We start from the raw sequence: 21,826 nt of genomic DNA on the forward strand, positions 1-21,826 counted from the left end.
AAATTTCTGTAAAAAATGATATCAATGAGCTTTTAAGACAAAATAAAAAACCGGCTCTTTCAGCCGGTTTTTTCTAACGGAACGTATCGACGATCAAAAACACATTCAAAGCAACAATCAGCACAGCGATCAGCCAGGAAACCACTGTTACCCATTTGGCATTGATCAGCGAACCCATAATCCGCTTATTGCTTGTGAACATAATAAGCGGGATTAAAGCAAAGGCAATGCCGAAGGAAAGAACCACCTGGCTCAGCACAAGAGCCGACGTCGGATTGACTCCTGATGCGATGATCAAGATCGGCGGAATGATGGTGATGAACCGCCGTACATACAGCGGGATGCGGTAGTTGATAAATCCCTGCATAATCACATCGCCTGAAAGTGTTCCGACAGACGAGCTGGACAGGCCCGCAACCAGCAGGCCGATTCCGAATAACGCGGCTGAAACAGGACTGACAAGATGACCGAACTGCTGAAACGCGACATCAAGGTCCTCGACAAACAGCCCGTTTTTGAAGAATAATGCGGCAGCCACAATCAGCATACTCGCATTAATAGCCCCTGCAATCAGCATCGCTATTAAAATATCAATAAATTCGAATCTGAAGATTTTCTTCCGTTCAGCATCTGTTTTGCCGACCACCCGCCGCTGTGTGAGGGCAGAGTGTAAATAAATGGCGTGCGGCATAACGGTTGCGCCGAGAATACCTGCTGCAAGAAGCACACTGTCGGTGCCATGAAATGTCGGAACGAAAAGTCCTTTCATCACTGAGACGGCATCCGGCTTTGCAAAAAAGGTCTGCAGCGCAAAGGCGATGACCACTACAAACAGCATGCCGGCAATACCGGCTTCAAGTGAGCGATAACCGCGGCGCTGAAGCTCCAAAATCGCGAAAGAGCCGATCGCCGCAATAATAGACGCTTCGAGCATCGGGATGCCGAACAGCAAATACAGTCCCAATGCCGCTCCGATAAATTCCGCCAGATCAGTCGCGATAATGACGAGCTCGCCTTGAATCCATAAGCCGATAGAGACGGGCTTAGGAAATTCCTCACGAGCGACCTCAGGCAGGTTTTTGCCGGTCGCGATACCGAGTTTGGCGGAGAGTGATTGGATCAAGAGCGCCATGATATTAGAAAATAAAATCACCCATAGCAGCATATATCCATATTTAGAACCAGCTGATATATTTGTTGCGAAGTTACCGGGATCGATATAGGCAATGGCTGCAATAAACGCCGGGCCTAAAAAAGGCAGCAGTCCTCTGAATCCTCTGCTTTTCCCGTCAAGCGCATCTTGGACTGCTTTGGAACGGGGAGATTGTGCTGTGATGTCCTTATTCATCATGTATTCACCTGAATTCTAATTGTTTTTGCCATACAACAAAGAGTTTCCTTAAACCAAATTATTTTATCTACATCATATGACCATCCTGATTTCTTGTCAACCAATGATGGTCAAAAATTACTCTCAAATTTTTCCCTGTTATGTAACATGATATGTAGGGCATTTGATAAGGTCCATACATAAAAAGACATCGTTTCTGTATGAAACGATGCCTCCTGAATCATCTAAAATCTAGGCTTCCTTGCGCAGTCCGCGGAATACGAGGCTCAATAAGAATACGAAGATCACTGCCCCGATAATTGCCGGAATAATGGCAAAGCCTGCGAGGCTCGGTCCCCAAGTTCCGAATAGGCCGTGCCCGATCCATGCGCCGATCAGCCCTGCAATCATCGAACCGAAAATTCCTCCTGGCATGCGGTTTCCGACAATGGCGCTTCCGATTAGTCCAATTACGATAGCAACAACTAATGAAACCAAAAAGCTAAGCATCATATTCACCTCTCCTGAATGATTTATAAATCAATAACCGCTTCAGCCAGTCCCGAAACGTACAAAAGCATATCCGCTTATGATCCTGTTTTTATCTTTCTCTGCACGCTGCCGTCAGCCAAATGAACAATGACTTCTGTGCCTTTATGTTCCGCAATTTCCTTCGCCCGTTCAATCGCTTCCTTTTTCGTATCCTTGATTTCAGATACACGTTTGGCATCCTCAGCTTTGACGGCCCAGCCACTTTTATGTTTGATGACATGCTCCGCTTTATTCATTAGCTCAGGTCTGGCGTCATCATTTGCCTCCTCATCGCGTTCTGTTTCATCATCATGTGTGAGAAAGTCGTCAATTTCCTTTTTTGAGGCGTTTTCCGCCCATTCCTTTGCTTTGCTCGTCGCAATCGGAATGGCGCGTCCGTCCTCATAGCCTTCATCAATCATGGCATTCGCAATTTCAATCGCCTTTTTCTTCACAGGCTTCTCGAGATTTTTCAGTGAAGCGGGGTAATCCTTCATAGACCAAGGCATATCCATCACTCCTTCTGCTTTTATAAAAATGGTACCCGCAGGTGAAAAATAAAAACGTTTTAGAGAAAAATGAAGGTATACTATATAGTAGAAAAACGGAAGGGAAGTGCGAGTTGGGTGACAACAGAACAAAAAGAAGACTTACATCAGCAATTAAAAGAAATAGAGAAATGGGAAAAGGAGCAGCAAAAAGTCTGGTTTTGGGAAAAACTCAGCCGTCTCCCGTTTCAGCTGCTGGACAAGCTGACGCCGGAATTCATCCAGAAAAAGATCGGCAAGCTTTTGGATGAGGTGGGCAGCTTTGTTCAAACTGGAGGACAGTACCTGACATCGGAAAAACAGATTATCAAAACGTTTCAAAAGAAACTGCCCGAGCAAACCTTTGAATCACTGGAGGACGTACAAAAAGCGCCTCTGGCTGTTATGGATGATGTTGCTGAAGCGATGGGCAAAAACCGAATCAACGCTGCAACCGTTCAGGGAGCGACCACGGGTGTGGGCGGCGTATTTACACTGGCGGCAGACATTCCGGCTGTGCTCGGTTTATCATTAAAAACACTGCAGGATATCGCAGTGGCCTATGGCTATGATCCAAAGGAGAAAAAAGAGCGGGTCTTTATCGTAAAATGTCTGCAGCTTACTTCAGCAGATGTTGTCGGTAAAAAATCCATTCTGAAAGAAATAAAAGATTATGATCAGGACCGTACATATAAGAATGTCGCTTCCCAAATCCAAGGCTGGAGGGAAGTGGTTTTAGGCTACCGTGACACCTTTGGCTGGAAAAAGCTTTTTCAAATGGTGCCGGTCGCGGGAATGGTCTTTGGCGCGGCGGCTAATCGCTCGACCTTAAATGACATTACCGAAACAGGCATGATGCTTTATAAAAAGCGGCGCATCCTTGAGCGGCTCATAGAAACAGAACAGAATCATGAATAGAAGAAAAGCAGACGGGCACCGCATTCCGTCTGCTTTTTTCATTTAAAACACACTCAATGTGTTTTGTTTGTTTAAAAGAAATGACAGCGGGAATACAACAACCAACACCAATTAAAGGAGGAATTCAAAATGGCACAAGATAACAAAATGAGTAGAGAAGAAGCAGGTAGAAAAGGCGGAGAAACGACTAGCAAAAACCATGATAAAGAATTCTATCAAGAGATTGGTCAAAAAGGCGGAGAAGCCACTAGCAAAAACCATGACAAAGAATTCTATCAGGAAATCGGCGAAAAAGGCGGAGAAGCCACTAGCAAGAACCATGACAAAGAGTTCTATCAAGAAATCGGTGAAAAAGGCGGAGAAGCCACTAGCGAAAATCATGATAAAGAATTCTATCAAGAAATCGGCCGTAAAGGCGGAGAAGCGACAAGCAAAAATCATGATAAGGAATTCTATCAAGAAATTGGCTCAAAAGGCGGAAATGCCCGCGACAACGACTAACTAAGCAAAGCATAAAAGGCAGACAACCTGTAGATAAAAAGCGATCCGGCGCAGCAGCTGGATCGCTTTTTATGATGAAATGGAAAAAAATATACCTTCCCAATGACGTTTCTGCGGTAAAATAGGTGAAAAAGGAGTTTTCACTTATGCCTGAGATGCAAAACCTGCTGGCCATTGCAAATGAAGTCAAAGAAAAACACGCTAATTTCTCCATTTCAGAGGTTAATGACCATTGTGTACGGCTCGCTGTGTTTACAGGGGAATACGACTGGCACCATCACCCTGACTCAGATGAATTATTTATCGTTCTTGAGGGAGAGCTGCTTATTGATTTTAAGGATCAAGAAACCGCGGTGTTAAAAGCGAATGACAGCCTGCTTGTCCCAAAAGGCACCATACACCGCACACGCTCTTATGTCAGGACCGTGAATCTCTGCGTCGAGCACATTCATGCGGAAACGGTTATAACAGAGGAATCAAAATGCTGATCAAAAAGATTGTATGTGGGGTGGACGCTGCTAACGCTGAAGCATTTTCGAAGGCGCAGTCACAGTGGGGAGCATTATCACATGTAAAAGGCTTCATCAAACAGGCCGGCGGATGGCGGAAAACAGCGGATGGGCTGTTCACCGCAGAAATCACCAGCGTTTGGGAGAACAGAGCTGCCTATGATCATTTTATGGAGAACGAACACGACATCATCTATAAAGAAATCGAGCAAAAGGGCACGATTCTCTCTATTGAAGTGACGCTGTCTCAGGTGGATGCAGAGGAGGCCGCTTGTTTATTTGACAGCAGGGACATCGAATACGAGCCTGGATGGACTGTGGCAAAAGCTTAGTATAGGCAGGTACTGATTTTATCGATCATCATAAACAATGGTTTTTCCTGTTCTTTTGACTGAATGACAATCAAGAAAATGGCATTCAATTGAGAATCAGGGGGAATGATTCCAAAGTTTGTGAAAATGCTGTGGACGATTTTACGGCGATCTTCAAAAACCTGATGCGTTAAAAGCCAGAGGCGGAGTCTGGTTCACATTTGGAACGGGCAAGATAGATGAACCTTTTGTACCCGAAAAAAGCACACCCTGCATGTGAGATTGTGAAGATTGAAGGGTTAAAAGAACATTTGCAGTTAAATGGAATTGAGATCATTGACTTCCGGGAACGGACAGATTCTATTTTTCAGATCCATTTGGCAATCGTCTGGAGATGCTTGAGCATCAGAAAACGCACAAAAAAAGATAGATCACCGCTGGAGTGATCTATCCTTTTTATGATAGCCTCTTACTCACGCCCAGGAAGCGTATTATGAACAAAAGGAGGAGCTGGCTTCAATTCCGGCTTTTCTCCAAAAGCTTTTGCTTCGTTCACATATTCAAACGCTTCTCCGTCCGGGGCTTTCTCCTTCAGCCAGTTTTGCTCGGCGCTTTCTTCACCTTCAGAGAAATTGATAAGCTGATGAGAGAATTCCTGTTTCTCGAGCGCTTTCGGGAATGTACCCGGCACAACCGGACCTTCCTGTGCTTCTAATTCTTTAATGGCGGCCAGCCATTGGTTTTGGTGCATTGTGTCACGCGCTAGCAGGAAGCTGAGCATGTCCTTTACGCCTTTGTCATCCGTCATTTCAAACAGGCGTGCAACCTGCAGACGGCCTTGTGATTCCGCATTCAGATTGGCGCGGAAGTCTGCCAGCAGGTTTCCGCTCGCTACGATGTAGCCTCCGCTCCATGGTACGCCTGTACTGCTTTCCGGCATGGCGCCTAGTCCTGATACGATTGCATGGTGAGGATTCATGCCTCCCATGATGGAACCGATGACCGGATCATCAGCCGCTTTTTCCTGTTCATCAAGCGGGGCATCCTCAAGAAGTCTGGCGATCATGGTAGCGATCATTTCAACGTGCCCGATTTCTTCAGTTGCCGTATCCATCAGCAAATCCTTGTATTTTTCATTTCCTCTTGTATTCCAGCCTTGAAATAAGTACTGCATGGCAACAGAAATTTCTCCGAATTGCCCGCCTAAAATTTCTTGCATTTTTTTAGCGAATAATGGATCTGGACGATCTGGCTTAGCAGGATGCTGCAGCATTTTCGTATGTTTAAACATGTTCCCATCTCCTTTTTTCGTGTCTCTCTTTCTATATTTCCGATGAGAACAAAGATAAACGAAAAGCAGCGTATTGAGATGGGTGCTACGAATCCTTTCGCAGCTCCAGAAGCTCCTGAATCAGCTTCCGGCCGAAGATGGGCTCGTACTTCCGGTAAACAGGATCAAGGCGCTTCATCCATTCTTTTTTCTCTTTATCTGACAGCTCGTAGATTTTAATAGAAGAATGTTTTTTGATTTCTTCCAGCTGCTCCTTGTTCATTTCTTCGGCATACCTTTCATTCCACTCCGTTGTTTCCTTCATCGCTTCCGTCAGAATACGTTTTGTTTCCGGTGTTTGCGCGTTCCAGAAATGCTCATCAGTCATCACAGCGTAGCCGAGGTAACCGTGGCTGCTTATTGTCAAATAGTCTTGAACATTATAAAATTTTTTAGAATAGATGTTTGAGATTGTATTTTCCTCGCCATCTACTATATTGCTTTCTAACAGCTGAAAAGTAGAATTGAAAGATTCCTGGTGGGGTGCTGCACCAAGCAGCTTGAATTGGTCCTCTATTACATTACTTTGCATAATGCGCAGGTCTTGTCCCTTTAAATCATCCGGGGTTTTGACCGGGCCTTGATTCGTGGTGATTTGCTTAAACCCGTTTGTCCAGTACGCCAGGCCCTTTAATTGATTTTTCTTTAAAGAATCAAACAGCTGTGTTCCAATTATTCCGTGCAGCCCTTTTTTAACCGCATCATAGTCTGTAAATGCATACGGAAGATCAAGAACTCCCCATTCAGGAGAGAGCATACCGAGCTTCGATGTGGAGGGGGCGATAAATTGCACGTCGCCATTTTGCAATGCTTCGATTTCTTCAATGTCCGAATACAGGCTTCCATTCGGGAACACTTCAATTTTCATTTTCCCGCCTGATTTCTCGTTTACGAGCTCAGCAAATTTGTTAGCGGCCAGCCCTTTTGGCGTGTTTTCAGCAACAACATGGCTGAATTTGAATACGATTTGATCCTGTAAGCCTTCCTGATCGTCATCATACACAATCTCTTTGCCGTTTGAACGGTCATGGAATCCGATAAATAAAGCGGTTGCAATTCCGGCGATCATCAGACCGAGACATGCAAGCAAACTCTTCATGAAAAGCCCCCTCCCTTATGTTAAGAATAATGGGGCAGATGTGATTCGTAAAGACCTGAAAGGAGAAGCTGATGAACAAAAAAAAGCTCTCAATCCGCTGGAAAATCACGATCCTTTCTTACATACTCGTCATTTTCTCCTTTTTGATCGGCGGCATTGTGCTCATAGGCAATATTCAGCATACAGAGGAAAGGGAGCTGAAAAAACGGCTGATGAATACGGCTCGGACGGTGTCGGAGATGACCGAAGTGAAAGAGGCGTTATCGCGAAAAGAACAAACAGAAGCCGTCCGGCATGCGGTTGAAGAGATCCGGATGATCAATGAAGCAGACTACATTGTCGTCATGGACATGGATCACATTCGCTATACTCATCCTGTCACTACAAACATCGGAAAAAAGTCAAAGGGTGCAGATGAAAAAGCGGCGTTTGCGGAGCACATTTATTTCTCAGAAGCAACAGGCGAGATCGGGACGGCTGTCCGGGCCTTTTATCCGGTAAAGGATCAGGATTTGAACCAGGTCGGCGTAGTACTCGTCGGAAAAACACTTCCGGGGATGGCTGATATATTGTTTCATTTAAGAAGGGATATCGCCTTCATCGTAGTGCTGACACTCGGGTTCGGCCTGGCGGGTTCGTTCCTGCTGGCCCGCCATATCAAGAAGCAAATGTTTCAGCTCGAGCCCCATGAGATTGTCAGAATGTATGAAGAGCGAACCGCTACCTTTCACTCTATGAACGAAGGCGTGATCGCCATTGACAACCGGCATATCATCACAATATTTAATGAGAAAGCCAAACAGATTTTTGAGGTGCAGGGCGATCTGGTCGGAAAGGTGATTTGGGATGTACTCAAGGATTCGCGCCTGCCTGAAATCGTGGAACGGAACAAGGCGGTTTATAATGAAGAAATTCGTGTCAGCGGAAAGGTCATCATGAGCAGCAGGATTCCGATCGTCATGAAGAAAAAAGTCATCGGCGCCGTCGCGATTTTTCAGGACAGAACGGAAGCGGCCAAGATGGCTGAGGAATTGACGGGTGTCAAAAACTTTGTCGAAGCGCTCCGCGTCCAAAATCATGAGCATATGAACAAGCTTCATACCATCGCAGGCCTGATCCAGCTCGGGAAATCTGAAAAAGCGCTGCAGCTGGCGTTTCAGACTTCAACCGAGCAGGAAAACGTCACTGAATTTCTGCATCGCTCCATTCAAAATGACGCCGCGGCGGGGCTGTTGTTAAGTAAAATCAGAAGGGGAAAAGAGCTCGGCATTGCTGTGTATATTGATGAAAACAGCAGCCTGCAGCAATTTCCCGAGCATGTCGACCAGCATGATATCGTTGTGCTTCTCGGCAACCTGATTGAAAATGCCTTCGGCTCGTTTGAAACCGTTCAGTCTGATGACAAACGAATTGACATCAGCATTGAACAAACGGAGGATATCCTTGCGATTTTAATAGAAGACAACGGATGCGGGATTAAGCACACACATATGCCGTACCTTTACGAAAAAGGATTTACAGTGAATAAAACAGGCGGCACAGGCTATGGCCTCTATTTAGTCAAGCAAATAACAGACAAAGGGTCGGGTGCGATAGAGGTCGATTCACACCCGGGACAGGGAACGTCTTTTTCAATCGTTTTTCCGATGAAGGGGGAGGAAGCGCAGCATGGCTCGTAAGGAAATCAAGGTTCTGCTCATTGAAGACGATCCGATGGTTCAGGAAGTCAATAAGGATTTCATAACAACCGTTAATGGCTTTACCGTCTGCGCACAAGCGGGGAACGGGGATGAAGGCATCAAGCTGATCAAAGAAAATCAGCCCGAACTCGTGATTCTGGATGTGTACATGCCGAAAAAAGACGGGATAAAAACGTTGCAGGAGATCAGAAAGCAAAAGCTTGAGGTAGATGTCATCGTCGTATCCGCTGCAAAAGACAAGGAAACAATTGCTCTTATGCTGCAAAATGGGGCAGTTGACTATATCTTAAAACCGTTTAAGCTCGAACGCATGAGACAGGCGCTTGAAAAATATAAGCGGTATAAACAAAAAATAGAGGAAAACGATACGCTGTCCCAGGATCAGCTTGATGCCATCCTCAATATCCCGCAGCAGGCCGTACAGGATCTGCCGAAGGGGTTGAATCATTTTACGATGAATGAGCTGATTGCTTTTTTGAAGCAGCAAACGTCTCCTCTTTCTGCTGAAGAGGTTGCCAAGGCTCTCGGCATCGCCAGAGTGACAGCGAGACGCTATCTTGATTATCTCGAAAAGAACGGAACGATTCAGCTTGATGTTCAGTACGGAGGAGTCGGACGCCCCGTCAACCGCTACATATTTAAAGTGTAAACCTGAGACCAAAAAGACCAAAATGTCCGTTATGAACATAAACTTCCCCGTCCTTAATGAAAACGCTATCATTCTAGTAAGAAAGACACAAAGGCGACTAGGACAGGGGGAGGAAGAATATGAAACTGTTTAAAAATTTAACAGTTCAAGTCATAACCGCGGTCATCATCGGGGTCATTGTCGGATTGGTTTGGCCGGATGTCGGCAAAGAAATGAAACCGCTTGGCGATACCTTTATCAACGCTGTGAAAATGGTAATCGCTCCAATCATTTTCTTCACAATCGTTCTCGGGATTGCAAAAATGGGCGATATGAAGAAGGTTGGAAAAGTAGGGGGAAAAGCATTTATTTATTTCGAGGTTGTTACGACCCTTGCACTCATTATCGGTTTATTTGTCGTCAATATTATGAAGCCGGGTACGGGCCTCGATTACAGCAAGCTTGAAAAGGGAGATGTCTCACAATACACGCAAAATGGCGGTCAGGGGATCGACTGGGTTGAATTTGTCACACACATCGTACCGTCCAACATGGTTGATGCCTTCGCAAAAGGGGATATTTTGCAGGTCTTATTCTTTTCCATTCTTTTCGGAGTCGGTCTAGCGGCGTTAGGTGAAAAAGGGAAAAGCGTCATTGATTTCTTTGATAAAGTTTCACATGTCTTTTTCAAAATTATCGGCTACGTTATGCGTGCTGCTCCAATCGGTGCATTCGGAGCGATGGCGTATACGATCGGGCACTTCGGACTCGATTCCATCAAACCGCTTGCCAGCTTAATGCTGTCCGTGTATATCACAATGTTCCTGTTCGTGTTTGTTGTTTTAAATATCATCTGCAAGCTATACGGATTCAGCCTGTGGAACTACCTGCGCTTCATCAAAGATGAGCTTCTCATCGTGCTCGGCACAAGCTCTTCAGAATCGGTTCTTCCGAGAATGATGGATAAAATGGAACGCTACGGGTGTTCGAAATCAGTCGTCGGGCTTGTTATTCCGACCGGCTATTCGTTTAACCTTGACGGAACATCCATTTATTTATCAATGGCGACTGTCTTTCTGGCTCAAGTGTTTGGAGTGGATCTCAGCATCGGCCAGCAAATTACGATTATCCTCGTTCTGATGCTGACTTCGAAGGGGGCAGCCGGTGTGACAGGAAGCGGATTTATCGTTCTTGCGTCAACGCTGTCAGCACTTCAGGTCATTCCGCTTGAGGGTCTTGCGCTTCTGCTTGGTGTCGACCGTTTCATGAGTGAAGGAAGAGCGATTGTGAACCTGATCGGAAACGGAATCGCCACAATCATTGTTGCAAAAAGCGAAAAAGAATTCGATGAATCAAAAAGCGTGGAGGCTGTGGAAGGCATGAAAAAAATGAAAACAGCAGTCTGAAAAAACGAACGGCCCATTCATGGGGCCGTTTTTTTAATTGTTTAAGAATAATTAAGGTGAGGACAGAGACCTCAGCATTTTTTTGTTATATAATTTACAAATGGATACTATATTGAATGAAGGACGTTTGTCCTAACAGGAGTGTATAAATGGCCGCTTTAGTAAAATTTTTTCAGCACCCGGGAGTAAGGCGTTTTTCCATCTTTGTCGTGTTAACTGGTGTGTTATATCTATTTAAGAGCATGATCAACTTAATATTGCTGACCTTCATTTTCACATTTCTTATGGATCGTTTGGAGCTTGTCGTCCGGCAGTTTTTAAGCCGGTTCTTCCGCGTGAGCCAGCGGGTTGTCATTACGTTTCTCTACATTTTGCTGGCCGTGCTGCTTACAGTCGGAGGGTTTGTGTTTTATCCGGTCGTTGCCGCACAGATTCAGCAGCTGATCAAGCAGATTAAACATATTGCGTATCATCCGAGCAGCATTCCTTTCTTTGATGAGATCACAAGTGTTTTCGGAGATATTAATATCAGTTCGTATGTCAAAGAGGGTTTCAATGTACTTTATACGTATCTGGCCGATATCAGCACATTCGGCTTGCAGATCGTGATGGCGCTCATTCTCAGCATGTTCTTCTTATTCGAGAAAAAACGGCTGTCTGAATTTATGGAGCAGTTTAAAACGAGCAAGCTTGCTGTTTTTTATAATGAGATTGCTTTTTTCGGAGGTAAATTTGCGAGAACGTTCGGCAAGGTGCTTGAGGCACAATTTATCATCGCGCTCGTGAACTGCATACTGACTTTTATTGCGCTCTGGATTATGCACTTCCCTCAGCTGTTGGGGCTGTCCATCATGGTTTTCTTTCTCGGATTGATCCCGGTAGCAGGCGTTGTCATCTCCCTGATCCCGCTTAGCATTATTGCATACAGCACAGGCGGCGGAATCTATGTGCTCTACATTGTGCTCGTCATTTTCGCCATTCATGCGATTGAGACATATTTCCTCAATCCGAAGCTGATGTCAGCGAAAACAGAGCTGCCGATCTTTTTCACATTTACAGTCCTGATTTTTTCTGAGCACTTTCTCGGCATTTGGGGCTTAATTATCGGGATTCCGATCTTTGTATTTCTCCTTGATATTCTTGATGTGACCAACAAGGAAAATGGGCCTAAAAGACCCCGAGAGAAAAGTAACAAAAAATAGTTTACAAAATTGGATATTTTCTGTATAAATAAAACTACAACATACAATAGTAAGCCACACGCTTAATCCTTTTTAAAAGGAGTGGGGGACCCAATCGTTTGGGGTTCATTTTTCATCTGAAAAACGGACATCTCTTCGTCCGAACCCGGCAGCTAACCTCATCAGCGTGAAGAGAGAATCCTGTGGTTTTATGATACAGCCAAAGCCCGCGGGAGTCTCTCGCGGGCTTTTTTTCAAAAAAAGGAGGAATGCGGATGAAACTGGCAACAAAGATCATCATTGCATTGGTTCTGGGTGCCGTCACGGGGATTATTCTTAACGTAACATCACCTGAATTATTTGAAAATTTGAATAAGTTTGTATTCGGGCCTCTTGGCACCATCTTTTTAAACCTCATTAAAATGCTTGTCGTACCGATTGTTTTTTTCTCTCTTACATTAGGAGTTGCCGGGCTTGGCGATCCTAAAAAGCTTGGCAGAATCGGTGTGAAGGCCATTTCTTATTTTCTCATCACGACAGCGGTGGCGATTACGATCGGGCTTATACTGGCGCTTGTCATTAAGCCGGGTGAGTTCGGCACTTATGATGTCTCATCCGCTAAATTCGAGGCAGAAGAAGCGCCGAGTGTTGCTGACACACTTCTGAACATGATTCCGGCCAATCCTGTTCAAGCGATGACCGAAGGAAATATGCTCCAGATTATCGTGTTTTCCATTTTTGTCGGACTCGGGATTACGATGCTAGGCAAAAAAGCGGATATGCTTTTGAAAGTTGTGGAGCAGGGCAATGAACTGATGATGTATCTGGTCAACCTGGTCATGAAGTTTGCGCCATACGGCACGTTTGGTCTCATTGCGACAGCTATCGGCAGCCAGGGATTCAGTGCAATAAAAGCGATGGGGCTGTACATGATTGTTGTTACGCTGGCTCTTGTCATACATGCAATCGTCACATACGGTTCAACAGTGGCTCTTTTAGCAAAAAGAAATCCGATTACATTCTTTAAAGATTTCTCAGAAGTTATGGTCGTTGCGTTCAGTACCTCAAGCAGCAATGCAACGCTTCCGGTATCAATGGATGTAGCCCAGAAAAAACTAAAAGTGCCTGAGCCGATCAGCAGCTTTGTTCAGCCGCTCGGCGCGACGATTAACATGGACGGGACAGCCATTATGCAAGGGGTGGCCACCATCTTCATTGCACAGGTATTCGGACATGATCTTACATTTACGCAATTGCTGATGGTGATATTGACGGCTGTATTAGCAAGTGTGGGAACTGCGGGTGTTCCGGGAGTCGGTTTGATTATGCTCGCTATGGTGCTTCAATCAGTCGGCTTGCCTGTTGAGGGGATCGGATTGATCCTCGGAATAGACCGCTTGCTCGATATGCTTCGCACAGTGGTCAACACAACAGGAGACGCGGCCTGTGCCGTCATCATTACAGAAACAGAAAAGAACAAACAGCCGGAGCAAGCACCGACTCTATCGGTTTAACCAAACATTTGGAAGCAACAAATGCTATAATACAAACAGTGCCTATTTTTAGGCACTGTTTATTTTTGTCGAAAAAAGGAGGAAGGCTTTATGGCTGAGCCGATTTTACATATTGAAGGCCTTGATAAAAAAATAGGGTCTAAACAGATTTTAAAACAGATCAGCATGGACGTCAGGCAGGGAGAGATTATCGGTCTTCTCGGTCCGAACGGTTCCGGAAAAACGACACTCATCCGCATCATCGTCGGACTGTTAAAACAAAACAGCGGAAGCGTGGCCATCAACGGATTCAAGCATGATACTGAGTTCGAACAAGCGATGGAAGCTGTCGGCGCGATCGTTGAAAATCCTGAGTTTTACCCGTACCTGTCAGGCTGGGAAAACCTCAAACACTTTGCAAATATGCACAAAAAGATAACTGATGAAAGACTGGACGAAGTGGTGGAACGAGTCGGGCTGACATCAGCGATTGATGATAAAGTGAAAACCTACTCCCTCGGCATGCGCCAGCGTCTCGGCATTGCTCAGGCGATTCTTCACCGGCCGAAGCTTCTCATTTTAGATGAGCCGACAAACGGTCTTGATCCTGCCGGTATGAAGGATTTTCGCGATCATATTAAGGAGCTCGCTGAAGAGGAAGGAACAGCGGTTTTATTCGCCACTCATTTATTGCGTGAAGTTGAAGACCTGTGTGACCGTGTGATCATCATACAAAAAGGCGAGATCAAAGCAGAAGTAAGCCTGAATGGAGCCGGTCAGAAAACGGAGAAAGCTGTTATTGAAGTGCAGCCGGCGGAAAAAGCGCTCGGTTGGCTGATGGGCAACGAGTACACAGCTGAACGTAAAGACGGCTCCATCGTGGTGGATATAGCGAAAGAAAATATACCAGAGCTGAACCGCTCGCTAGTCGGACAAGGACTGAACGTATTTTCAATTATGCCTTATACGCAGTCACTGGAAGACGAATTTATAAAAGCGACAACCGCTCATCAAGAGGAGGGAGAAGAGCTTGTCTAAATTAATATGGAATGAACATATGAAACTCTTTAATCGGAAAGTCACATTTGTTTCGCTTATATTGATGGCTGTTTTTCAATTTTTCATGGCGCTGATCATTAAACGGATCGTCATCAGTGCCGGAACTGACGAAAACTTCATCGGCTACTTTTCCTATACACCGAGCCTGAATATCTTGCTGCAGGCGTTAACCATTGTCATTGCAGCGACGATTATTTCTAATGAATTTGATAAAAAGACAATCAAATTTCTGCTTATTCGCCCGGTCAAGCGGCAAAAGGTCTTTTGGTCGAAACTAATGACAGTTGTCATGGTCAGCTTCTATCTTTATCTGGCATACTACATTCTGGCTTTATTATTCGGTCTTGTCTTTTTTGGCACGTCCGTGACATCTGAATCAAAAACATTGTTCATCAACACATTGGAGCTAATCGGAACAAACTGGCTTGAAGCGGTGCTGATGGGATTATTCGGTTTGCTTTGTTCATCACTGTTCCGCAACAGTGCCATTTCAGTTGTTGTTTCTTTTGTCGTTTTATATGGAGCAAGTTCACTTGTGCAAATCATGAAGCTGTTTGAAAACAAATGGGGAAGCTTTTTGCTTTTTGCAAACACGGACTTCACTCAATACAAAAGCGGACAAACGGCTCTGTTTTCAGGCATGACGCCATTGTTCTCTGTAGGGATTATTGTGATTCATGCTGTTTTCTTCATTGCCGTTGCCTGGTGGAGTTTCTGCAAACGGGATGTTCGAATTTAAAGGCAAGGAATGACATTTTTGTGAAAAAGCTCACGTAAATCAATATCATTCGATGTTTTGGTTTATAATAAAGGTACTGACGGAGGTGTCTCGAATTGAGGAACTTTATTACCGCTTTACCGATTGTATTGCTGCTTGGATTCTCATTTGTGTCATTCATGTTTCAGTTTGAACATCTTGTATATTTCAGGCTCGCGCTGGGGTTGTTTTCTCTCGTGGGGCTGTACATGATATATAAAATGAAGACGGGGATCCGTTATTTTATCATATATCTGTATGCAAGCTGGATTGTGCTTGCGGCAGTTACTGCCTTTGAAGAGCCGATTTTCTCAAGCTTTTTCTTCGGCGGATTGGTCATGACAATGGGTTACCTGACTTATATGCTCATTTATCTCGGTATGAAACAAGACCGGGATGCAAATCCGGCTTAAACACGCTGTTCCCTCGGGAACGGCGTGTTTTTCTATCGTGGACAAATTGTTAACAGTTGCGGAATCATGGCTGGAAATCTATAATACATATTAAATTTATCGGAATTGAAAAAATGGGGGGCTGCCGGATGTCATTATTTGTACGGAACGAAAAACAGCGGCAATGGATAGAGAAAATAGGACAGCTAGCGGATGAATTTCAGCAAACAGCCGCTGAGGATGATGAACAGGGACGATTTCCTGGTGAAAAAATACAAAAACTGCGTGATTCGGGATATACGGCGATAACCGTGCCAAAATCCCATGGAGGAGCAGGAATGTCTGTTTACGACATGCTGCTTTTTCAAGAGCGGCTTGCACGTGGAGATGCTCCAGCAGCTCTGAGCATCGGCTGGCATTTAAGCGTGATGGGAGAGCTCGGAGAAGGAAACAGCTGGGATGAAGATGTGTTTGCGTTTATCGCAAAGGAAGTTCAAAACGGCGCCGTGATCAATAGAGCAGCGACAGAAGCGAAAACCGGGAGCCCGACCAGGGGGGGACGCCCCGGGACTGCCGCCGTCAAAAAGGACGGCAAATGGGTGGTGAATGGAAGAAAAACGTTTACGACAATGTCGCAAGCGCTTGATTATTTTTTAGTGACGGCATGGATTGAAGAAAAACAAACAACAGGTGTCGTGTTGGTTCATAAAAATGATCCTGGTGTATCAATTGAAGAAACATGGGATATGATGGCGATGCGGGCTACGGGCAGCCATGATCTTGTATTAAACGAGGTAACGCTGGAGGACAATAAACTGGTGGAGCTGCTTCAAGGGCCGCGGGGAGCAAAGCCAAATGGCTGGCTGCTCCATATTCCGGCGGTTTATCTTGGCGTGGCTCAAGCTGCTAGAGACTATGCGGTGCGCTTTGCCTCCGAGTATTCTCCAAATAGTTTGAAGGGGCCGATCAAGGATGTTCCGGCCGTTCAGCAAAGAACAGGCGAAATGGAGCTTGAATTGCTGAATGCCAGACACTTTCTTTTTCATGCGGCTGAATTGTATGACGATCCGGAGCGCCGCCCTTACTTGAAGAGTGAGCTCGGTGCAGCAAAACATATCGTCACAAACGCCGCGCTTTCTGTTGTAGACAAAGCGATGAGAATTGCAGGGGCCAAAAGCCTCGAACGCACCAATCCGCTACAGCGCTATTACCGGGATGTGCGCGCCGGTCTCCATAACCCGCCGATGGACGACGCGGTCATTCAAAAGCTGGCCGCAGAAGCCTTTCATTAAATAAAAAAGAGCCTTTGCCGGCTCTTTTTTATGTATTGTTTTGTTCCTGAAGATTCTTCTGATGCTTGCGGTCAATTCTGTCGTAAATGACGTTCATCAGCTTTGGATTGCCCATGATCGCCTCTTTGTTTTCCTGGATCAGCTGTTGGTAGGTTTTTATTTTACGCTTTGGCATGCCCTGGCGCCTCCTGACAATGTTTTGTATTCACTTTCCAGCTCCATCAGCGACAATTCATACAAATGACGCTTTGACTTTTTGTATATACCATTCTGTATTAACAGATGAATGAGATGCTTTTTTCTGATTTCTGCAGACTGAGGTGTCATTGTGTCACCAACCTCCAATCAAACGATATTGATAATCATTATCAATTAACCTCAGTATACAATGTCCGCCACAGCCTGTAAAGGTGAAAACAGTCCTATTCTTTCGTAAGTAAGCAAACCTTCAACATATCGACAAAAAGTTTCCCGGGCAATAATTTGCTGTCGAAATTTCCCTCCCCGTTGAGGATCGCTGCTGCTATTTTTCATGTTTTTAACCATACTATGTAATAGAATGGAGGCTGGTATTCAATGGGGAGGACAGATAATCTTAAAAAGGGAGAAAAAGGAGCACTCCTCAATATTTTGGCATATATCATTCTTGCTGCTGTAAAGCTGACAATCGGAATCCTGTATCATTCTGAAGCGCTGAGAGCAGACGGGTTAAACAATGGGACAGATATTGTGGCGTCAATAGCGGTGCTGATCGGACTGCGTATTTCCCAAAGGCCGGCTGACAGTGACCACCCATATGGCCATTATAGGGCTGAAACAATTTCGTCCCTTATTGCGTCTTTTATTATGATGGCTGTTGGAATTGAAGTGTTAATCGGCGGAGGAAAAGCGATTGCGGGCGGCACATCAGCAACGCCAAGCCTTATCGCGGCGTGGACGGCTTTAGGCAGTGCAGTGTTTATGTACGGCATCTATTTATATAACAAAAGACTCGCAGCATCCATTAAAAGCTCTGCACTTATGGCGGCGGCGAAGGACAGCAGGTCAGACGCATTTGTCAGTGCCGGAGCGTTTATCGGTGTTTTTTCGTCCCAGCTGCAGCTGGCCTGGATAGATCCGGTTACGGCTTTTATTATCGGAATCATCATTTGCAAGACAGCCTGGGATATCTTCAAAGACGCTTCGCATTCATTAACGGACGGGTTTCACTTGAAAGATCTTGAGCCTTATAAACAGACTGTCGGCCGGATAGAAAATGTGCATCGTCTTAAGGACGTGAAAGCGCGATACTTGGGCAGCACAGTACATATAGAGATGGTCATTACAGTGGATCCAAAGCTGACAGTAGAGGAAGGCCATGGGGTCGCAGATGAGGTAGAAAACAAAATAAAACATGAACACGATGTCACTCATGTTCATGTTCACGTAGAGCCCGACGACATAAAATAGGGCTGCTTATCGAATTAGCTTATATGTTCTGATAAGAATTCAGTCACTTCTTCAGGCGTTTTGGCATTGGCGCTGTGAAGATGGCCTGTTTTTTCTCCATTTTTGAAAATGAGCAGGCTTGGAATACCCATTACCTGATATGTTTCAGCCAGTTCAGGAAGCTCGTCCTTATTCAGCTCGTACCAATCGTTTTGATTGTACGTTTCCAAAATATCGCCGATGAACATATTCATGCGTGTGCAGTCAGGGCACCAATCAGCATAAAACTTTACAATGATTTCTTTATCAGATTGAATCAATTCATTAAATTGTTCTTTTGTTGTGATTTTTTTCATATGTCACATCTCCTTTTCAATGCCATTTTAATATAAAATAAAAAGGAATTACATACAAATGCACTCAGCTTCAGCATGCCCAAAAATAATTAGATCATTTTCTTGTGAAAGTGATAAGATAGTAAAGATGAATTGTAGTGGGGGGAGTATCCATTGAAAACAAGTCTAGGATTAGTGTACGGCGGTAAGTCAGCCGAACATAATGTTTCGCTTCAGACAGCTCTGGCTGTAACAAAAGCGCTAAATACTGAGAAGTTTGATATACATCCAATTTATATAACTGAAAAAGGCGAATGGATAAGGGGCGCACGTTTAACAGAGCCTGTTTCCAACGTAAAAATGCTTCAGCTTGAGCAGGGCGGAACTGCTTTTTCTCCATCTGCTCTCAACCAGGAAATGTTTCCGCAGGAAGTGTCACAGCAAAATGAAGCAATTGATGTCGTCTTCCCGCTCCTGCACGGCCCGAACGGAGAGGACGGAACGATCCAGGGAATGCTTGAACTTTTAAATATTCCTTATGTCGGCAACGGCGTGCTCGCTTCCTCAGCTGGTATGGATAAAGTTGTCATGAAGCATTTGTTTGCGCAAGCCGGCCTTGCGCAGGCGAAATACACAGCCTTCCTTAAAAAAGACTGGACTCGTTCTCCGGAAGAAAGCTGCGAGCAAGTAGAACAAGAATTGGGCTACCCTTGCTTCGTGAAGCCGGCCAACCTTGGCTCAAGCGTCGGAATCAGCAAATGCCGAAACCGTGAAGAACTGCAAAAAGCGTTTGAGCTGGCGTTCCAATATGACCGGAAAGTCGTAGTAGAAGAAGGCATCAACGGCCGCGAAATTGAAATCGGCGTTCTCGGAAATGATAATCCTAAATGCTCTGCAGTTGGAGAAATCGCACCTAAGACAGATTTTTACGATTACAAAGCGAAATACGAGGATGGAGACACTGACCTGATTATTCCTGCGACTGTAACAGATGAGGAATACGCGAAAATCAGTGACATGGCGATCAGAGCGTTTAAATCAATTGACGGTTCAGGACTTGTCAGAGCGGACTTTTTCCTGACAGCTGACGGAGAAGTGCTGATCAATGAAGTAAACACGATGCCTGGTTTTACACCGTTCAGCATGTTCCCGCTTCTCTGGAAAGAAGCCGGAGTTGAATACGCTGACATCATTGAACAGCTTGTAGAGCTGGCTAAAGAACGCCACGCTGAAAAACAATTGATTAAACATACATTCTAAATGAAGACGGACACTGCCGGTAAAAGGGCAGTGTCTTTTCCCGTATATCACCAAAAGAAAGAGAGGGACCTTACTTGATTAAGCGAACCGTAAAAAAAATTGCCGAAATGGTCAAAGGCACACTGACAAACCCGCAATATGAAAATACAGTCATTCATGGAGTTGCTACAGATACAAGAAAGCTGGAAAGCAATCAGCTTTTCATCCCGCTGAAAGGGGAGCATTTTAATGGCCACACTTTTGTGCCGCAGGCTTTTGAAGCTGGTGTGTCTGCCGTTCTGTGGAACCGCTCGGAACCAAATCCGCCCGAGAATCAAGCTGTGATTCTGGTGGAAGATACATTGTCTGCGCTCCAGCAGCTTGCAAAAGCTTATTTACAGGAGCTGGGCACACGTGTCATCGGGGTAACAGGAAGCAACGGCAAAACGACGACCAAAGACATGATTCACACTGTCCTGCAAACGCGGTACCGCGTCCATAAAACAGGAGGAAACTTCAACAACCATATCGGGCTGCCGCTTACAGTGTTAGCGATGCCAGAAGATACAGAAATTGCCGTACTGGAAATGGGAATGAGCGCAAAAGGAGAAATTGACCTCCTGAGCCGCCTGGCAAATCCGGATGCGGCAGTGATAACAAATATCGGCGAATCCCACATGCAGGATCTTGGTTCAAGAGAAGGCATTGCGGAAGCGAAACTGGAAATTATCAACGGCCTGAAAGAAGACGGTGTGCTGATTTATATCGGAGACGAACCGCTCTTGCAAAAGGACTACAGCTGCCAAACGAAAACGTATGGTACTGGGGCGCAAAACGATTATCAGCTGCGGGATGTCAGCCAGAGTGAAGCGGGAACCCATTTTACGATCAAAGGCATAGAAAAAACGTTTTTCATCCCTATACTGGGCAAACATAATGTGATGAACGCCATGGCGGCAATCGCCGCAGGGGCTTATTTCGGCATCACGCCTGAGGATGCGGCAAAAGGATTAAGCGGCCTGAAGGTCACCGGCATGAGACTTGAATTGATGAAAACAGACAGCGGCATTTCTATTATTAATGACGCTTATAATGCGAGCCCGACGTCGATGAAGGCTGCAATCCAACTGACAGAAAGCCTTGAAGGATACGGGAAGAAAATGGTCGTGCTCGGAGACATGCTTGAACTCGGCGATCTTGAAGAAACGTTCCATAAAGAATGCGGCGCTGTGATCAGCCCGGACAAAATTGACCACGTCTTTACGTATGGAAAACTGGGGGCATTTATCGCGGAAGGTGCGATGGAACATTTTGGCAAAGAACGCATCAGCCACTTCAGCGACAAAAAAGATCTCACTCAGGCCCTGAAGAATAAAGCATCAAAAGGAGATTTGGTTTTATTCAAGGCGTCACGAGGTATGAAGCTTGAAGAAATCGTTAAAGATTTAATGGAGAGCCCGTTTTCTTAAAAAATCCTGCGAAAAAAAGCAGATTGCAATCATAAAATAAAAATGATGTGCAGACACTAATGTATGCCGCTCCGAAATAATGTATGTATGACCGGCTGAGGCTATGGTACAATAATGACAGGTTTATTTCGCGATACGAAAATATGTGTACGGACCGCCATCCGCTGACCTTAGGTTTTCCGCGGACACAAGGAGCGGGATTGGGCATCGTCCGGCATATTTGGTTAGCAGGTCAGCGAGCGCATTCAAAATGCTGATCTGCTTACCGCGTTATTGAAAAACAAGTAGTGTAATGGTAAGATAAAACTTAAAGTAATTCGGGCTTTGTATACGTAAGGATCCTGTCCTTTTTCCATGGAGGGCAGTTTTTAAGTGGTAAATCACGACATTA

The 21,826-nt window shown here is 45.1% G+C and carries 24 protein-coding genes, 1 pseudogene and 1 riboswitch; of the genes and pseudogenes, 17 read left to right on the forward strand and 8 right to left on the reverse strand.

The window, feature by feature from the left end:
* Window positions 1-73: 73 nt before the first annotated feature.
* The 3 genes from UJ203_RS18725 to UJ203_RS18735 all read right to left on the reverse strand — a co-directional run bounded on the left by UJ203_RS18725 (window position 74) and on the right by UJ203_RS18735 (window position 2,370).
* Window positions 74-1,351, reverse strand: a complete 1,278-nt coding sequence (locus UJ203_RS18725; protein ID WP_049809886.1) for an Nramp family divalent metal transporter — start codon at window positions 1,349-1,351, stop codon at window positions 74-76.
* Between the two features lie 231 nt (window positions 1,352-1,582).
* Complete coding sequence (locus UJ203_RS18730) at window positions 1,583-1,840, reverse strand: GlsB/YeaQ/YmgE family stress response membrane protein (RefSeq protein ID WP_105955231.1); 258 nt, start codon at window positions 1,838-1,840, stop codon at window positions 1,583-1,585.
* A gap of 77 nt (window positions 1,841-1,917) precedes the next feature.
* A complete protein-coding gene (locus UJ203_RS18735) occupies window positions 1,918-2,370 on the reverse strand; it encodes a DUF2188 domain-containing protein (RefSeq protein ID WP_322013171.1) in 453 nt (150 codons plus the stop codon).
* A gap of 117 nt (window positions 2,371-2,487) precedes the next feature.
* Between UJ203_RS18735 and UJ203_RS18740 the strand changes: the two genes are divergently transcribed.
* From UJ203_RS18740 to UJ203_RS18760, 5 genes are all read left to right on the forward strand, one after another.
* Window positions 2,488-3,306, forward strand: a complete 819-nt coding sequence (locus tag UJ203_RS18740) for an EcsC family protein (protein WP_105955174.1) — start codon at window positions 2,488-2,490, stop codon at window positions 3,304-3,306.
* Window positions 3,307-3,435: 129 nt separating this feature from the next.
* The gene (gsiB, locus tag UJ203_RS18745; protein WP_010333086.1) at window positions 3,436-3,807 is read left to right on the forward strand and encodes a glucose starvation-inducible protein GsiB; all 372 of its coding nucleotides are present in this window, start codon (window positions 3,436-3,438) and stop codon (window positions 3,805-3,807) included.
* Window positions 3,808-3,953: 146 nt separating this feature from the next.
* Window positions 3,954-4,295 (forward strand): cupin domain-containing protein, encoded by a 342-nt coding sequence (locus tag UJ203_RS18750; RefSeq protein WP_095714113.1) that lies wholly within the window; start codon window positions 3,954-3,956, stop codon window positions 4,293-4,295.
* Window positions 4,289-4,648 carry a YdbC family protein gene (locus tag UJ203_RS18755; protein ID WP_322013175.1) on the forward strand — a complete coding sequence of 120 codons (360 nt, stop codon included), beginning with the start codon at window positions 4,289-4,291 and terminating at the stop codon, window positions 4,646-4,648. The genes UJ203_RS18750 and UJ203_RS18755 overlap by 7 nt, the downstream gene beginning before the upstream one ends.
* 218 nt (window positions 4,649-4,866) lie before the next feature.
* Window positions 4,867-5,073 carry a hypothetical protein gene (locus tag UJ203_RS18760; protein WP_322013177.1) on the forward strand — a complete coding sequence of 69 codons (207 nt, stop codon included), beginning with the start codon at window positions 4,867-4,869 and terminating at the stop codon, window positions 5,071-5,073.
* A gap of 23 nt (window positions 5,074-5,096) precedes the next feature.
* Here UJ203_RS18760 and UJ203_RS18765 read toward each other — a convergent pair whose 3' ends face one another.
* Both UJ203_RS18765 and UJ203_RS18770 read right to left on the reverse strand, forming a co-directional pair.
* Window positions 5,097-5,918, reverse strand: a complete 822-nt coding sequence (locus tag UJ203_RS18765) for a manganese catalase family protein (protein ID WP_101864020.1) — start codon at window positions 5,916-5,918, stop codon at window positions 5,097-5,099.
* Window positions 5,919-6,003: 85 nt separating this feature from the next.
* Entirely contained in the window at window positions 6,004-7,056 is a 1,053-nt protein-coding gene (locus UJ203_RS18770; protein ID WP_322013180.1) for a TRAP transporter substrate-binding protein, read from the reverse strand.
* 71 nt (window positions 7,057-7,127) lie between these two features.
* Between UJ203_RS18770 and dctS the strand changes: the two genes are divergently transcribed.
* The 9 genes from dctS (at window position 7,128) to UJ203_RS18815 (ending at window position 16,964) form a co-directional block, all read left to right on the forward strand.
* The gene (gene dctS, locus UJ203_RS18775) at window positions 7,128-8,735 is read left to right on the forward strand and encodes a two-component system sensor histidine kinase DctS (RefSeq protein WP_322013182.1); all 1,608 of its coding nucleotides are present in this window, start codon (window positions 7,128-7,130) and stop codon (window positions 8,733-8,735) included.
* Window positions 8,725-9,405: a response regulator gene (locus UJ203_RS18780; RefSeq protein ID WP_322013184.1), complete on the forward strand. Its 681-nt coding sequence runs from the start codon at window positions 8,725-8,727 to the stop codon at window positions 9,403-9,405. Before dctS ends, UJ203_RS18780 begins: the two co-directional genes overlap by 11 nt.
* 119 nt (window positions 9,406-9,524) lie before the next feature.
* Window positions 9,525-10,790 (forward strand): C4-dicarboxylate transporter DctP, encoded by a 1,266-nt coding sequence (dctP, locus tag UJ203_RS18785; RefSeq protein ID WP_322013186.1) that lies wholly within the window; start codon window positions 9,525-9,527, stop codon window positions 10,788-10,790.
* Window positions 10,791-10,939: 149 nt separating this feature from the next.
* Window positions 10,940-11,992: an AI-2E family transporter gene (locus UJ203_RS18790; RefSeq protein ID WP_322013188.1), complete on the forward strand. Its 1,053-nt coding sequence runs from the start codon at window positions 10,940-10,942 to the stop codon at window positions 11,990-11,992.
* A gap of 49 nt (window positions 11,993-12,041) precedes the next feature.
* Window positions 12,042-12,173: riboswitch (cyclic di-AMP (ydaO/yuaA leader) on the forward strand.
* A 73-nt stretch (window positions 12,174-12,246) separates the two neighbouring features.
* On the forward strand, window positions 12,247-13,485 hold the full coding sequence (locus UJ203_RS18795) for a dicarboxylate/amino acid:cation symporter (protein ID WP_105991474.1): 1,239 nt from the start codon (window positions 12,247-12,249) through the stop codon (window positions 13,483-13,485).
* A gap of 90 nt (window positions 13,486-13,575) precedes the next feature.
* Window positions 13,576-14,502, forward strand: a complete 927-nt coding sequence (locus UJ203_RS18800) for an ABC transporter ATP-binding protein (protein ID WP_322013191.1) — start codon at window positions 13,576-13,578, stop codon at window positions 14,500-14,502.
* Entirely contained in the window at window positions 14,495-15,262 is a 768-nt protein-coding gene (locus UJ203_RS18805; protein ID WP_024120284.1) for an ABC transporter permease, read from the forward strand. The genes UJ203_RS18800 and UJ203_RS18805 overlap by 8 nt, the downstream gene beginning before the upstream one ends.
* Window positions 15,263-15,357: 95 nt before the next feature.
* Window positions 15,358-15,693, forward strand: coding sequence for a hypothetical protein (locus UJ203_RS18810; RefSeq protein WP_322013194.1), 336 nt, complete (start codon window positions 15,358-15,360; stop codon window positions 15,691-15,693).
* A gap of 128 nt (window positions 15,694-15,821) precedes the next feature.
* Complete coding sequence (locus tag UJ203_RS18815) at window positions 15,822-16,964, forward strand: acyl-CoA dehydrogenase family protein (protein WP_322013196.1); 1,143 nt, start codon at window positions 15,822-15,824, stop codon at window positions 16,962-16,964.
* 28 nt (window positions 16,965-16,992) lie between these two features.
* Here UJ203_RS18815 and fbpB read toward each other — a convergent pair whose 3' ends face one another.
* Both fbpB and UJ203_RS18825 read right to left on the reverse strand, forming a co-directional pair.
* Window positions 16,993-17,139, reverse strand: a complete 147-nt coding sequence (fbpB, locus tag UJ203_RS18820; protein WP_010333101.1) for a Fur-regulated basic protein FbpB — start codon at window positions 17,137-17,139, stop codon at window positions 16,993-16,995.
* Window positions 17,126-17,291 (reverse strand): annotated as a pseudogene (locus tag UJ203_RS18825) (Fur-regulated basic protein FbpA). Before UJ203_RS18825 ends, fbpB begins: the two are co-directional and overlap by 14 nt.
* Before the next feature lie 249 nt (window positions 17,292-17,540).
* On the opposite strand from UJ203_RS18825, the gene UJ203_RS18830 reads away from it, so the two are divergent.
* Window positions 17,541-18,413, forward strand: coding sequence for a cation diffusion facilitator family transporter (locus tag UJ203_RS18830; RefSeq protein ID WP_322013200.1), 873 nt, complete (start codon window positions 17,541-17,543; stop codon window positions 18,411-18,413).
* 14 nt (window positions 18,414-18,427) lie between these two features.
* On the opposite strand, the gene UJ203_RS18835 is transcribed toward UJ203_RS18830, so the two are convergent.
* Window positions 18,428-18,748 carry a thioredoxin family protein gene (locus UJ203_RS18835; protein WP_010333104.1) on the reverse strand — a complete coding sequence of 107 codons (321 nt, stop codon included), beginning with the start codon at window positions 18,746-18,748 and terminating at the stop codon, window positions 18,428-18,430.
* A 153-nt stretch (window positions 18,749-18,901) separates the two neighbouring features.
* On the opposite strand from UJ203_RS18835, the gene UJ203_RS18840 reads away from it, so the two are divergent.
* On the forward strand, window positions 18,902-19,987 hold the full coding sequence (locus UJ203_RS18840; RefSeq protein ID WP_322013202.1) for a D-alanine--D-alanine ligase: 1,086 nt from the start codon (window positions 18,902-18,904) through the stop codon (window positions 19,985-19,987).
* Between the two features lie 74 nt (window positions 19,988-20,061).
* On the forward strand, window positions 20,062-21,435 hold the full coding sequence (locus tag UJ203_RS18845) for a UDP-N-acetylmuramoyl-tripeptide--D-alanyl-D-alanine ligase (RefSeq protein WP_322013204.1): 1,374 nt from the start codon (window positions 20,062-20,064) through the stop codon (window positions 21,433-21,435).
* Window positions 21,436-21,826: the final 391 nt, after the last annotated feature.

The sequence above is a fragment of the Bacillus sp. V26 genome (assembly GCF_034296245.1).
In the GTDB taxonomy this organism is placed as follows: domain Bacteria; phylum Bacillota; class Bacilli; order Bacillales; family Bacillaceae; genus Bacillus; species Bacillus halotolerans.

What these genes read in the sequence shown, in the direction of transcription:
- UJ203_RS18725 (WP_049809886.1), bottom strand. Translation starts at nt 1,351, where the DNA reads ATGATGAATAAGGACATCACAGCACAATCTCCCCGTTCCAAAGCAGTC.
- UJ203_RS18730 (WP_105955231.1), bottom strand. Translation starts at nt 1,840, where the DNA reads ATGCTTAGCTTTTTGGTTTCATTAGTTGTTGCTATCGTAATTGGACTA.
- UJ203_RS18735 (WP_322013171.1), bottom strand. Translation starts at nt 2,370, where the DNA reads ATGCCTTGGTCTATGAAGGATTACCCCGCTTCACTGAAAAATCTCGAG.
- gsiB (WP_010333086.1), top strand. Translation starts at nt 3,436, where the DNA reads ATGGCACAAGATAACAAAATGAGTAGAGAAGAAGCAGGTAGAAAAGGC.
- UJ203_RS18750 (WP_095714113.1), top strand. Translation starts at nt 3,954, where the DNA reads ATGCCTGAGATGCAAAACCTGCTGGCCATTGCAAATGAAGTCAAAGAA.
- UJ203_RS18755 (WP_322013175.1), top strand. Translation starts at nt 4,289, where the DNA reads ATGCTGATCAAAAAGATTGTATGTGGGGTGGACGCTGCTAACGCTGAA.
- UJ203_RS18760 (WP_322013177.1), top strand. Translation starts at nt 4,867, where the DNA reads ATGAACCTTTTGTACCCGAAAAAAGCACACCCTGCATGTGAGATTGTG.
- UJ203_RS18765 (WP_101864020.1), bottom strand. Translation starts at nt 5,918, where the DNA reads ATGTTTAAACATACGAAAATGCTGCAGCATCCTGCTAAGCCAGATCGT.
- UJ203_RS18770 (WP_322013180.1), bottom strand. Translation starts at nt 7,056, where the DNA reads ATGAAGAGTTTGCTTGCATGTCTCGGTCTGATGATCGCCGGAATTGCA.
- dctS (WP_322013182.1), top strand. Translation starts at nt 7,128, where the DNA reads ATGAACAAAAAAAAGCTCTCAATCCGCTGGAAAATCACGATCCTTTCT.
- UJ203_RS18780 (WP_322013184.1), top strand. Translation starts at nt 8,725, where the DNA reads ATGGCTCGTAAGGAAATCAAGGTTCTGCTCATTGAAGACGATCCGATG.
- dctP (WP_322013186.1), top strand. Translation starts at nt 9,525, where the DNA reads ATGAAACTGTTTAAAAATTTAACAGTTCAAGTCATAACCGCGGTCATC.
- UJ203_RS18790 (WP_322013188.1), top strand. Translation starts at nt 10,940, where the DNA reads ATGGCCGCTTTAGTAAAATTTTTTCAGCACCCGGGAGTAAGGCGTTTT.
- UJ203_RS18795 (WP_105991474.1), top strand. Translation starts at nt 12,247, where the DNA reads ATGAAACTGGCAACAAAGATCATCATTGCATTGGTTCTGGGTGCCGTC.
- UJ203_RS18800 (WP_322013191.1), top strand. Translation starts at nt 13,576, where the DNA reads ATGGCTGAGCCGATTTTACATATTGAAGGCCTTGATAAAAAAATAGGG.
- UJ203_RS18815 (WP_322013196.1), top strand. Translation starts at nt 15,822, where the DNA reads ATGTCATTATTTGTACGGAACGAAAAACAGCGGCAATGGATAGAGAAA.
- fbpB (WP_010333101.1), bottom strand. Translation starts at nt 17,139, where the DNA reads ATGCCAAAGCGTAAAATAAAAACCTACCAACAGCTGATCCAGGAAAAC.
- UJ203_RS18830 (WP_322013200.1), top strand. Translation starts at nt 17,541, where the DNA reads ATGGGGAGGACAGATAATCTTAAAAAGGGAGAAAAAGGAGCACTCCTC.
- UJ203_RS18835 (WP_010333104.1), bottom strand. Translation starts at nt 18,748, where the DNA reads ATGAAAAAAATCACAACAAAAGAACAATTTAATGAATTGATTCAATCT.